Source organism: Serratia sp. 2880STDY5682894, from assembly GCF_001537385.1.
Classification (GTDB): Bacteria; Pseudomonadota; Gammaproteobacteria; order Enterobacterales; family Enterobacteriaceae; genus Serratia; species Serratia nevei.
Genome location: NZ_FCJA01000002.1, coordinates 57,565 through 70,178, shown reverse-complemented (window position 1 = coordinate 70,178; position 12,614 = coordinate 57,565). Strand labels below are relative to the sequence as shown.

Genomic DNA, 12,614 nt, shown 5'->3' with positions numbered 1-12,614 from the left:
TCAAAGCACTTCACCTCCCGCCGACAAGGATAACTATGTCCTACCAAGCCTCCCCTACGCGTTATCAAGATATGGAATACCGGCGCTGCGGCCGCAGCGGGCTGAAGCTGCCCGCCGTCTCGCTCGGGCTGTGGCACAACTTCGGCGACGCCACGCTGTATGACAACGCCCGCGGCCTGATCCGCTGCGCCTTCGATCGCGGCATTACCCATTTCGATTTGGCCAACAACTACGGCCCGCCGCCCGGCGCCGCCGAGGAGAACTTTGGTCGCATACTCAACGCCGATCTGCGGGCCTGGCGCGACGAGCTGATCGTCTCGTCCAAAGCCGGTTACACCATGTGGCCCGGCCCCTACGGCGATTGGGGCTCGAAAAAGTACCTGGTCGCCAGCCTCGATCAGAGCCTGAAGCGCATGGGGCTGGAGTATGTGGATATCTTTTATCACCACCGGCCGGATCCGGACACGCCGCTGGAAGAAACCATGGCGGCGCTGGATCTGCTGGTGCGCCAGGGCAAAGCGCTGTATGTCGGCCTGTCTAACTACCCGGCCGAACGCGCGCGGCAGGCGTTCGACATTCTGCAGCGGCTCGGCACGCCGTGCGTGATCCACCAGCCGAAGTATTCGATGTTGGAACGCACGCCGGAAGCGGGATTGCTGGATACATTGGCAGAGCATGGCGTCGGGTCGATCGCCTTCTCGCCGCTGGCGGGCGGCCTGCTGACCGACCGCTACCTGCACGGCATCCCGCAAGATTCCCGCGCCGCCAGCGGCAGCCGCTTCCTGCAGCCGGAGCAACTGACCGCCGAACGGCTGGACAAAGTGCGCCGCCTCGATGCGCTGGCGCGGCAACGCGGGCAAAAGCTGTCGCAAATGGCGCTGGCCTGGGTGCTGCGCGGCGATCGCGTCACCTCGGTGCTGATCGGCGCCAGCAAGAATGCGCAGATAGAAGACGCGGTAGGCATGCTGGCCAATCGTCATTTCAGTGAAGAAGAGCTCGTGCAGATCGAACAAATCCTACTGTAATCGCTTACAAATACCGCCGCTCCACCGAGCGGCGATCCCCCAGAAAAATCTCAAATCTCGGCCTGCGGCGCCGTTTTCAGAGTGGCTCTCAGATTCAACCCTATGCGCCGGCGCTATGATGCCGATATTGCAGCAAAAATAACGATAAGGCCGCTTTTTAAACTGATGAACGCGCTTCATAAAGTGATTAACGGCCAGGCCGCGCAAGCGGAAAGGAGAAGTCATGTTTAAACCTCTGCTCTTGGCTGCCATCTTGGCGGCGACGGTGTTGCCCGCCGTACAGCAGGCTCACGCCGAAGGGCTCAGCATCGATCTGATGCCGGGCGTTTCATTGCGCATCGGCGATCAGGACAATCGCGGCCGTTACTGGGACGGTTACGACTGGCGCGATCGTGACTGGTGGCAAGGCCATCAGGGCCGCTATCTCGGCGACCGCAGCCCGCGTGGCTATTACTGGGACGGCTATCGCTGGCGCGATCGCGACTATTGGCGCAAATACTACTACTCTCGCGATGGCCGTTATTACAAATGCGACCGCCGTTGCGACAAGCATTACTGGAAGAAAGAGAAAAAGCACCACCACGATCACGATCGCGATCGCTGGCGCCGCCACGGCGATGACGACCGCGATTAACGACGACGGGCCGGCACCATGCCGGCCCGCGCTTTTTTTGCCTACAGCACGCTGCCGATCAGCAGATAGCCGTTCAATCCCACCACCACCAGCACGATCAGCTTACCCAGGTTTTGCACCACTGGGCCGTTGACCATCTCCCCCATCAGCGCCCGATTGCCGGTGAAAGCCAGCAGCGGCACCAGCGCCAGCGCAATGCCGAAGCTGAGCAGCACCTGGCTCAGCACCAGAATGCGCGTCGCGTCCATCCCCAGCATGATGACGATAAACGACGGCAGCATGGTCACCGCGCGCCGCAGCCACAGCGGGATATGGAAATGCACGAACCCTTGCATCACCACCTGCCCCGCCAGCGTGCCCACCACGGTAGAGGAGAGGCCGGCGGCCACCAGACTCAGGCCGAACACGGTAGCAGCGGCTTGCCCGAGCAGCGGTTGCAGCGTCAGGTAAGCCACATCGAGATCGGCGATGCCGCTGTGGCCGCTGAAATGAAACGCGGCGGCAGCGGTGGCCATCATCGCCAGGTTAACGAAACCGGCAATGGTCATGGCCACGGCGACATCGACTTTGGTGGCGGCATAGCGCTCCGCCTTGTCGTGCTCGCCGCCGATTTGGGTGAGCGACGAATGCAGGTAGATCACATGCGGCATGATGGTGGCGCCCAATACCCCGGCGGCCAGAAATACCGCATCGCCGTTAGGCAGATCGGGCAGCGCCATGCCCTTCAGCAGCGGCGCGAGCTGCGGCTGGGAGAACGCCAGCTCGACGATATAAGCGGCGGCGACGAACAGCAGCAGGCCGCCAATCACCAGCTCCAGCGGCTTTTGCCCGCGCTTTTGCAGCATCAAGATTAAAAAGGTGGCGATGCCGGTCAGCACTGCGCCCTGCAACAGGGAAACGCCGAGCAGCAGCTTGAAGCCGATCGCCGCGCCGATAAACTCGGCCAGATCGGTCGCCATGGCGATGATCTCCGCCTGCACCCAATAGGCCCACACCGCTGGCCGCGGAAAGCGATCGCGAATATGCTCGGCCAGGTTTTTCCCGGTGGCGATGCCCAGCTTGGCGGACAACAGCTGGATCAGCATCGCCATCACGTTGGCCCAAACCACCACCCACAGCAGGCTGTAGCCGAACGAGGCGCCGGCCTGGATGTTGGTGGCGAAGTTACCGGGATCGATATAACCGATAGCGGCGATGAAGGCGGGCCCCATCAGCGAGAGTTTGATTTTTCTGGCGGAGCGCCCGGAGGTGGTTTCAACCACGCGACTGTTCAGCATATGTTGAACCCTTACTGAAATTACGTTTATCTCCACTCTATATAAATGATAATAATTATCAAGCGCATTTAGAGCGGTAAAACTTATCTCTGTAATAGCCAACATTAACGGTTTTATCGAAGGGTTCAGCGCGGAGCTTGCCGATTTCCGTGCTTTTCTGATGGGATTTGGGCTGCAATACCCCTGAAAGACAGGTTAGCACAAGAATACGAATTTCCTATTGCTGCTTTAACATCTTGATTTTTTATGCTTTTGCGCAACACTTTAGGAGAACTCCCACTATGATTTTCCATATTTGCAATAGAAGTCTCGTTTTTAAACGTAGCGTTACATAAAATGACAGCCGAAATTCAGCCTGCCTCAAATTTGGAGCAAACATGTCCCATATTGCGCACTTTGCGTTGGCGATAGTGGTGGTGGCGATCCTGGCCCTGTTGGTGTGCCGCGATCGTAAAAGCATCCGCATTCGCTATGTTATTCAACTACTGGTTATCGAAGTACTGCTGGCCTACTTTTTCCTGCATTCGGAAGCGGGTTTGGGCTTCGTAAAAGGATTTGCCGCGCTGTTTGACAAACTGCTCGGATTTGCGGGACAAGGGACTGATTTCGTATTCGGCGGCATGGGCGACAAAGGCCTGGCGTTCTTCTTCCTGAAGGTGCTGTGCCCGATCGTCTTCATTTCGGCGCTGATCGGTATTCTGCAGTACATCAAGGTGCTGCCGTTCATCATCCGTATTATCGGTACCGTGCTGTCGAAAGTGAACGGCATGGGCAAGCTGGAGTCGTTCAACGCCGTCAGCTCGCTGATCCTGGGCCAATCCGAAAACTTCATCGCCTACAAGGATATCCTGGGCAAGATGTCGGAAAAGCGCATGTACACCATGGCGGCGACCGCGATGTCTACGGTGTCCATGTCCATCGTCGGCGCCTACATGACCATGCTGGACGCCAAGTTCGTGGTGGCGGCGCTGGTATTGAACATGTTCAGCACCTTTATCGTGCTGTCGCTGGTCAACCCGTACGACACCAATAAAGAAGAAGAGCTGCACCTCGGCAACCTGCACGAAGGCCAGAGCTTCTTCGAAATGCTGGGTGAATATATCCTGGCCGGCTTCAAAGTAGCGATTATCGTTGCCGCGATGCTGATCGGCTTCATCGCCCTGATCGCCGCGCTCAACGGTGTGTTCAGCGCCATCTTCGGCCTGAGCTTCCAGGAAATCCTCGGCTACTTCTTCTACCCGTTCGCCTGGATCATGGGGATTCCTAAACACGAAGCCCTGCAGGTTGGCAGCATCATGGCCACCAAGCTGGTTTCCAACGAGTTCGTGGCAATGATGGAGCTGCAGAAAGTGTCTGCCGAACTGTCGCCGCGCAGCCTGGGGATCCTGTCGGTGTTCCTGGTGTCCTTCGCCAACTTCTCCTCCATCGGCATCGTGGCCGGTGCGATCAAGGGTCTGAACGAACACCAGGGCAACGTGGTGTCGCGCTTTGGCCTGAAACTGGTGTACGGCTCTACGCTGGTCAGCATCCTGTCCGCTTCCATCGCGGGTCTGGTACTGGGCTAAGCCTCGAACCGACTGCGATAACAAGGCGCCTGCGGGCGCCTTTTCTATGCCTGTATCCTGGCCGTCTGCACTGGCGCATGCTGACAGAAAATAAGCATTCGTCGCTCGGCTAAACTTCCCCCAATAATAATGCTTCTGCATAAAATGGAATGGCTATGGCAACAATCTGCGTAGTCAGAACAGGTCGATTTTTGTCCTTACAACAGAACGCTTTTGATACGCCATACGGTGTTGCATTTAGCTGTGCGCACGCCATAAAACAAACAATCAGTTGATAATCAGCGTTAATAGCGTAGTGATCTCCTCCGCAACAGCAGGTGAGGCATTGTAGTAGGAGTCCACACTTTCAACGACGACTATCTTTTTATTGTCATCACTGACTGTCCAGCATGGAATCACTGACCTGGCATCTTCAGAAGAGACGCCACATGAGCTAATTGAAAATATCGAACTGGACATTAAGTCAATTTTACTTCTTGATAAATAAGCATCAATGTTTAAATTCCGCACCAATACCTCTGCCGATTGGGGGAAGTGAACATCCATGCCAACCCTGATAACACGTCCATCGACAGAGGGTACGAGCGATATATTAAACTCATTTTCAGAAATCCATATGGGCTGTGTTAAATGACCGATGGTGTCTGACAGATAAAAGTCTTTAAAAATCGTTTTAGCCTCGACACCTACGGTCTCGAAAGAATTCATCTCATTGATTTTAAAATCATTTGTAAACTTAACCACGATATCATACAGATGTTTCTTTTCGTCAACAAAAATCACACCGCCTTCAATGCTACCTAATCCACCAATATTTTTATTTCTGAAAACATTCACACTCGTGAAAAATGCCAATTCATCACTAAAATATGAAAATATTTCAGCAACGTTAAGCAAAATAGAATCATAACTCACGAAGACAAATTTATTCTTACAATCAAGGAAAGGTGGCAATACAATTGATTCATCATCACCACAGTTTTTCACTTCATAGGGTAAATTATACAGCTCATACAATTTTATCAGTTGGTTGAGTTCCGCACGCTCAACCACGCGTACCATTCTTTCTTTTCGGCCAAACTCACCGCTAGAGGCCAGAATAAATTTTTCCCATATCCATTGAGACTGGGCCGCAAATCGACTCAGGCGCAGATTATCTTCATGAACGCTTCGCCATAGACAATGGCTACCCAAAGAGGTCTTGAACTCATCGTAATCCATCTCATCGAGAAAAAAATCAACGGAGATCCCTTTCCTCGCACAGGCTAAGGCCGTCATCACCGCCGTTACCCCGCCACCACCAACAATTGCGATATTTTTATTTTTTTTCATGGATAACCTCATCCAACGATGGTGAAACAATGACAATAGTTTCATCAAGAAAACAATATCAATGTCAACACATACCCATCACCAACATTAATTAGCACATTAACAATCACAAGATTAATCAGAGGATCAAACTATTAGGATTGCTTAAATTCAGGATACACACTCAAACAAATAGCATAAAAAACTATAAATATAGAATTTAACTCTGAAAATAGCGCTTTTTATGATCTTTACCACTGAATAAATTTTTTTCATATAGACTAAATTTCGTTAACAAATAGCGGCCGGAGAAAAATCATCTGACAGCATTAAAAACCAGTAAAAGTGATAATTGCAGCTTTCAAATTCAAACTAACACACATTTTCAAGCATCAATCACCTGAAAAATGGAGTTTTATCGCGTATTCAAGAAGCATAGGGATTGATTTAAAAAACTATGATTTACATACAGTTATAAAAGGATAGAGAATATGAAATTACGCACCCAGATAACCATGCTGTTAGCAGGAGCCTCTCTAGTCATATCATCTGCATCATACGCCGCAGACGGTACTATAAACTTTACCGGCACGGTGACCGACCAAACCTGCACGGTTGAGGCGGGCAGTGCCAACCAGACAATCCCAATGGGCAATGTCAGCGCCAAAGCGTTTAGAAGCATTGGCGATACAGCGCTACCGACAAAATTCAATATCGCCTTAGTCAGTTGTCCGGACACGGTCAAAAAAGCGTCTATCAAGTTCGATGGTATTTACGCAGATGGCAACACAACTCTGCTGTCGCTCAATAAAGAAACTAACGCCGCTACAGGCATCGGCGTTGCGCTCTATGAGGCCGATGGCACAACGCAAATACCAGTGGCGTCATTCTCTAATGCGCAAAGCGTGCAAAAAGACATCAGGAACGTCTTTACTTATGTCGCAAAATATATGTCTACATCCGGCACGGTTACCGTCGGCCCGGCAAATGCCACGACACAATTCAGCATCTCATATAATTAATAAAGCCCTCTTATCTGGCCGGTAACAACGCCGGCCAGATAATTAAAACACCCACGGGAATAACGATGATTAAAAAAAGAATCTTTTACTTTCTGCTATTATTTTCTTTTAATACTGTCGCCAGCGTAACCTTGGGAGGAACGCGAGTTATTTATGAGGAAAATAAGAAAGAATCGAATATTTCAGTAAGCAATCAAGACAGCAGCTCACCGGTACTCATCCAAACCTGGGCAGAAAATTTCCGTCCCGAGGATAGCAGTGAAGTCCCATTCATTGTTACCCCGCCATTGTTCAGGTTGGAACCGGAACAGGATAATATTATTAGAATCATCCATGCCGGCAAGCTTTTGCCACAGCATGAAGAAACTGTATATTGGCTTAGCGTAAGATCGATACCATCAACGAAAAGAAACAAGGAAAATAAACTACTCATCACCGTACAAAACAGAATAAAAATAATCTACCGGCCCAGCGCCCTGTCAAAAAAAGAGGCAAGTGACGCATACAAAAAAATCAAATTCTCACGAGAAAAAAACATGTTGACTGTGAGTAATCCAACGCCGTTTTATGTCTCATTTTATTCTCTCGTTGTTGGCGGAAAAGAGCTTAAGGAAGCCGACATGGTCGCACCAAAAAGTAAAAAACAATGGGCCATACCAAACGGAATACGCAGCTCTGAAATAAAATGGCAAGCCATTAACGACTATGGAGGCGTAACCCAGGAAATAAAAGCATCGTTATAACAACATGTAAAGGGATGCAAAGATGATTATGCCAAGTATCGCCAACAACAAAAAGTCGGTGCTATTTTTCTGTTTTTTATCCTCACCGGTTGCACTGGCAGAGGACTACTTTGAGCCTTCTGCATTAAACAGAAATTATCAGAAAGTTGCTGACTTATCCCATTTCAACAATCCGAGCGATCAATTGCCTGGTGAGTATTGGGTGGATATCTATTTGAACAACGCTTTTTTTGTTAATCAAAAAGTGGAGTTTTTCCGCGTTGCCGGTGCTTTGCAACCTCGCATCCATCGAAACGATCTTGAAAATTTCGGCATCCAACTTGACACATTGAAAGTAACGACGAGCGAAAACAGCATAGCCGCTCACCCTATCAATGAGATGATTCCGGGTAGCTACGCAAAGTTTGACTTCAATCGCCAAAGATTAGACTTAAACATTCCTCAGGCTTATCTTAAAAATCAGCCGCGGGATTGGGTAAACCCGACGCTTTGGGATGATGGCATAAACGCCTTCCTGATGGATTACAGCTTCAGCGGCACCGAGTCTTGGCAACATGGGAATGCGAAAACGGGTGACAATCAATATTTGAACCTGCGCAGCGGTGCAAACTTCGGTGCCTGGCGATTGAGAAACTACTCCACCTACTCAAGCCAAAACAGCACCAAATGGAAAAGCATCAATTCCTATGCTGAGCGAGGGTTTAGAGACAGCAAAAGCACTTTGACCGTGGGTGATAGTTCAACCTCTGGCGACGTCTTTGACAGCTTTCAATTTCGCGGCCTGAAACTCGCGAGCGACCCCTCAATGATCCCTGACAGCCAACGGGGCTTCGCCCCCACGGTGCGAGGCGTCGCGCAAAGCAATGCCGAAGTCATTGTGAAGCAAAATGGCTACATCATTTATCAAACTCATGTTCCCGCAGGAAGTTTTGAAATAACAGATATTTACCCCACCACTTCCAGCGGTGGGCTGCAAGTAATCATCAAGGAGGCAGATGGTTCAGAACGCAGTTTCTTTCAACCCTTTTCCGCAGTGCCCATCATGCTGCGAGAAGGCATGAAAAAAAATGAATTAACGCTAGGCGAGTACCGCACTGCGCAACACGATAAATCTAAATATAAATTTCTTCAGCAGTCATTAATTTATGGTCTTAGAGACGATAAAACGCTCTATGGGGGCGCAATCATCTCAGAAAAACACCAGGGAATCTCTTCCGGCATCGGCAGCAGCTTGAAAAAGCTCGGATCATTTTCAGCCGATGTCACCCATACTAAAAGCCGGCTCATTACGGGCACTGCCCGTTCGGGGCAACAATATCGGCTCCAGTACGCAAAAAACCTTGAAACCACGGGCACGAACTTCACGCTTGCAGGATATCGATACTCGACATCGGGTTATTTAAACTTTTCTGAATTTAGCGAGATGAATACCAACCTTGAGAAAAAGTGGCTTGCGCGTGACATAAAAAGAAGCAAGCTGGTACTCAATATTAACCAACCCATTCGCGATTTCGGTAGTTTCTACCTCAACGGTTATCAACAGAACTACTGGCATAACAGCAGCGTTGAGAAGAATTTTCTGCTTGGGTTTTCAACCAGTCAGCGTGGCATTAGCTACAATCTTGCTTTGAGTTACAATAGCGGCCCTTATACGGATAAACCCGACAAAATTGCCACACTTAACGTTCAGATCCCGCTGAACAAATGGCAATCGAACAGCTGGGCTAACTATACCGCCAGCAAGAACAGCAAGGGCAAGTTCAATCAGCAATTGGGTCTAAGCGGAACGGCTCTTGAAAATAATCAGCTCAGTTATAACGTCTCGGCCTCACAAAGCAGCACCAGATCCAGCCCCTCCGGCAACGGCTCCGCTTACTATCGCGGCGGGTATGGTGAAGTCGGGGCCGGATACAGCTTTGATCAAAATATTCAGCGGGTTAATTACAGCCTACGCGGCGGCGCCATCGTCCATGGCAACGGCATTACATTATCGCAATCGCTGGGTGATACCGTTGCTTTAGTTAAAGTACCCAATGCCCATAATATTGAAGTGATTAACAGTGTCGGCGTCAAAACTGACTCTCGTGGCTATGCGGTAGTACCTTACATCAGCAGTTATCATAAGAATCGGATTGCCTTAAATCCGCAAAGCTTTGGCGATGACGTTGAAATAGCAAAGAACAGCAAGATTGTCATCCCGACCAAAGGCGCTGTTGTAGCTGCCCACTTTAAATCTAACATCGGCAATAGAATCATCTTAAAGCTGCAACACAATACCGACGCAATCCCATTCGGCGCCGTCGCTACGCTGCAGGGAGAAAACGAAACGACGGGGATCGTAGGAAATGATAATAGCGTTTATATGAGCGGCATGCCTGACTCAGGAACGGTGTTGGTTCATTGGGAGGGGAAGCAACGCTGCCAAGGCAGTTATGTTATTACAGCTAAAGAGTCTGAATCAAAAATAAAAATGCTCAATATGATATGTAAATAGCATTGAATTATCGATAAAAGCACATTGCGTTACATGCAGGATAAAATCGCAGAGTTTTTCCGGCCAATACCGCCATATAACATGGTAAAAATAACGCTATGCACAGTACGAGCAATATCTAATAGGAAAAGTGAATATGCCAACACTATTTAAAACAACAGCTATAGCCAGGATCGCTGGCATCCTGGCCTTATTATTTTCCTTTTCAGCCCAAAGTGAAGGCGATTGCTATGCGATATGGCATCATCCGCTAAAAATCGAGCAATCCGGCATTACCGTCCCGGCAGACGCTAAAGTCGGCGATCTTATCGGTCGTGGGGAATCTTACTTTTCCGTCAGGCTGTTGGCTAATGCCATACAGTTCTCCTTTGGCGAACCCGGCGATCTGGTGTTGCAAGCCTATACCCACTTGAGTGCGACAGCATTACAATACCACGGTATTCCCGTCTATCAGACTGGTTGGCAGGGGGTCGGCATTGCCATGTCGCTCAATGACCAACCGGGGCTTTGGGATATTTATGCGCCGCGTAATACACCCGTGAACTATGTTCTTGGCGGAAACTTCAAATATTATCTGGTCAAGACCGGCGACATACAATCTGGTGCCATGTCTGCACTTTCCCCTTTCTCCTTTAACTATACCTGCTTGAGAGCAACCAACGCCAGACGGCTGGGTGAGACCTATTTTCCTGCCGTCAATATCGCAGTGGAAGGTTGCCGCCTCAGCACGCCGTCGAAACAGGTTTTTCTGGGAAAAATCAACCGGCGGACGCTCTCTGGTATAGGGGCCACGGCGGGAAATACCCCTTTTAACATCGCGATGGAGTGCAATGTCAACACTAAAGTCGATCTGGAGATACGCGGTGACATGGTTAATGGCAATCGTCAGGTATTGGCCGTTATCCCATCAAAAGAGGCGGCCACCGGCGTTGGTCTGCAGATACTGCGTAACGGCATTCCCTTTGAGTTGGGGACGAAAACCGGCATGCTAAACCAGACGCTGGTAGGTATAAACGAAATCCCGCTCAGCGTGCAATATTATCAAACGGAAGAAAAAGTTACGCCGGGAGAAGTCAATGCCGTGGCGCAGTTCACCGTATCCTATCGCTAGTTTTGGTGAGCTGGCGGCATAACTCCGAGCTATCGAAAAGCCAGAGTCATTTTTCCAAGCGTCAGGCAAGCATTAGACGCACGCATAAAGCAAAAAGCCGACCCTAAGGTCGGCTTTTCAAATGGTGGTGGAGCTAGACGGGATCGAACCGTCGACCTCTTGCATGCCATGCAAGCGCTCTCCCAGCTGAGCTATAGCCCCAAAAAAGTGGTACGCGTTGACCGGCGTTACGGTATTCCCCAACCTCTCTGAGAAGAAGGTTGGTGGAGCTAGACGGGATCGAACCGTCGACCTCTTGCATGCCATGCAAGCGCTCTCCCAGCTGAGCTATAGCCCCGTTCCACAATCACTTTGTGCTGTGAACGGGGCGCATAATATGAAACCCGCTCAAAGCTGTCAACGGCTAAATTGAATTCCTGAATCAAGCGTTGAAAAAGCCGCCAAATCAGCATGTTTGGCGCCAAAAAATCATCACTTTGTGCAGAGTTCATCCATTTTGCGCGCTACATCTCAAAATGGCAAAAGACCCTGCATATCACGTTGATTTTTAATTAACGGAATGTTAGTGAAATGCGCTTGAGTCGGACTCCCGAGCGGCATAGACTGCCCGCGCCACAAACTTCATTACTATAAACCGAGTCCGTCATGTCTTTGCATTCACCAAAAGAAATCGCCGCCCTCGCCGTTCAGGCCGGGGTAAACAAAAGCCGCGCCCCTCTCGCTAATCTGTTGATTCTGGGCTTTCTCGCCGGCGCTTTTATCGCCACCGGCTTTCTGCTGGATATTCACGTCATCGGCACCCTGCCGGCCGAATGGGGCTCTTTCGGCGCCCTGTTGGGTGCCGCGGTCTTTCCTATCGGTTTGATCCTGACCATTCTGGCCGGTGGCGAACTGCTGACTGGCAACATGATGACCTTGCCGATGGCCTGGTTTGCCCGCGAAATCCCCGCCATCGCCGTGCTGCGTAACTGGTTTTGGGTCACCCTGGCCAACCTGGCCGGCAGCCTGGCCGTCGCCTACTTCTTCGGTCATTTGCTGGGCCTGACCGAAGGTGCGTTCTTGCATAAAACGCTGGCGATCGCGCAGGCCAAAGTGGATGCGGACTTCCTGCACGCCTTTATTTCCGGCGTCGGCTGCAACTGGCTGGTGTGCCTGGCGGTATGGTTAGCCTTCGCCAGCAAGGATGTGCCGGGCAAAGTGATCGGCATGTGGTTCCCGGTCATGGCTTTTGTCGCCATCGGCTTCCAGCACGTGGTGGCGAATATGTTCATCATCCCGGCGGCCATCTTTGCCGGCGGCATGGGCTGGGAGCAGTATCTGCCCAATTTCGTCGCGGTATTTCTCGGCAACGCGCTGGGAGGCGCCGGCTTTGTCGGGCTGATGTATTTCCTCGCCTACCGCCCGGGGCTGCCGGCTAGCGAGCAAGCCTGAC

The 12,614-nt window shown here is 50.7% G+C and carries 10 protein-coding genes and 2 tRNA genes; 8 read left to right on the top strand and 4 right to left on the bottom strand.

Translation table 11 applies throughout. The features are described 5' to 3' along the window. Positions 1-35 precede the first annotated feature (35 nt). Both mgrA and AWX27_RS05115 read left to right on the top strand, forming a co-directional pair. A complete protein-coding gene (gene mgrA / locus AWX27_RS05120) occupies positions 36-1,025 on the top strand; it encodes an L-glyceraldehyde 3-phosphate reductase (RefSeq protein ID WP_060419898.1) in 990 nt (329 codons plus the stop codon). Positions 1,026-1,248: 223 nt separating this feature from the next. Then, positions 1,249-1,659: a DUF2502 domain-containing protein gene (locus AWX27_RS05115; protein ID WP_060419895.1), complete on the top strand. Its 411-nt coding sequence runs from the start codon at positions 1,249-1,251 to the stop codon at positions 1,657-1,659. Between the two features lie 41 nt (positions 1,660-1,700). Here the strand turns inward: AWX27_RS05115 and AWX27_RS05110 are convergent, their stop codons facing one another. Beyond that, on the bottom strand, positions 1,701-2,936 hold the full coding sequence (locus tag AWX27_RS05110) for an Nramp family divalent metal transporter (RefSeq protein WP_033635427.1): 1,236 nt from the start codon (positions 2,934-2,936) through the stop codon (positions 1,701-1,703). Positions 2,937-3,313: 377 nt separating this feature from the next. On the opposite strand from AWX27_RS05110, the gene AWX27_RS05105 reads away from it, so the two are divergent. Then, a complete protein-coding gene (locus tag AWX27_RS05105) occupies positions 3,314-4,501 on the top strand; it encodes a NupC/NupG family nucleoside CNT transporter (RefSeq protein WP_004936373.1) in 1,188 nt (395 codons plus the stop codon). A gap of 267 nt (positions 4,502-4,768) precedes the next feature. On the opposite strand, the gene AWX27_RS05100 is transcribed toward AWX27_RS05105, so the two are convergent. Further along, entirely contained in the window at positions 4,769-5,833 is a 1,065-nt protein-coding gene (locus AWX27_RS05100) for an FAD-dependent oxidoreductase (RefSeq protein WP_060419892.1), read from the bottom strand. A 470-nt stretch (positions 5,834-6,303) separates the two neighbouring features. Between AWX27_RS05100 and AWX27_RS05095 the strand changes: the two genes are divergently transcribed. From AWX27_RS05095 to AWX27_RS05080, 4 genes are all read left to right on the top strand, one after another. Next, positions 6,304-6,834: a fimbrial protein gene (locus AWX27_RS05095; protein ID WP_060419889.1), complete on the top strand. Its 531-nt coding sequence runs from the start codon at positions 6,304-6,306 to the stop codon at positions 6,832-6,834. Between the two features lie 65 nt (positions 6,835-6,899). Further along, positions 6,900-7,577 (top strand): fimbrial biogenesis chaperone, encoded by a 678-nt coding sequence (locus tag AWX27_RS05090; RefSeq protein WP_060419886.1) that lies wholly within the window; start codon positions 6,900-6,902, stop codon positions 7,575-7,577. A gap of 22 nt (positions 7,578-7,599) precedes the next feature. Continuing rightward, on the top strand, positions 7,600-10,071 hold the full coding sequence (locus tag AWX27_RS05085) for a fimbria/pilus outer membrane usher protein (protein ID WP_060419882.1): 2,472 nt from the start codon (positions 7,600-7,602) through the stop codon (positions 10,069-10,071). A gap of 136 nt (positions 10,072-10,207) precedes the next feature. Beyond that, entirely contained in the window at positions 10,208-11,182 is a 975-nt protein-coding gene (locus tag AWX27_RS05080; RefSeq protein WP_060419880.1) for a fimbrial protein, read from the top strand. Positions 11,183-11,307: 125 nt separating this feature from the next. Here AWX27_RS05080 and AWX27_RS05075 read toward each other — a convergent pair. Both AWX27_RS05075 and AWX27_RS05070 read right to left on the bottom strand, forming a co-directional pair. Beyond that, a tRNA-Ala gene (locus AWX27_RS05075) sits at positions 11,308-11,383 on the bottom strand. A gap of 60 nt (positions 11,384-11,443) precedes the next feature. Further along, positions 11,444-11,519 (bottom strand) — tRNA-Ala (locus AWX27_RS05070). Positions 11,520-11,827: 308 nt separating this feature from the next. Here AWX27_RS05070 and AWX27_RS05065 point away from each other — a divergent pair. Then, on the top strand, positions 11,828-12,613 hold the full coding sequence (locus tag AWX27_RS05065; RefSeq protein ID WP_047730144.1) for a formate/nitrite transporter family protein: 786 nt from the start codon (positions 11,828-11,830) through the stop codon (positions 12,611-12,613). The last annotated feature ends 1 nt before the right edge of the window (position 12,614 follow it).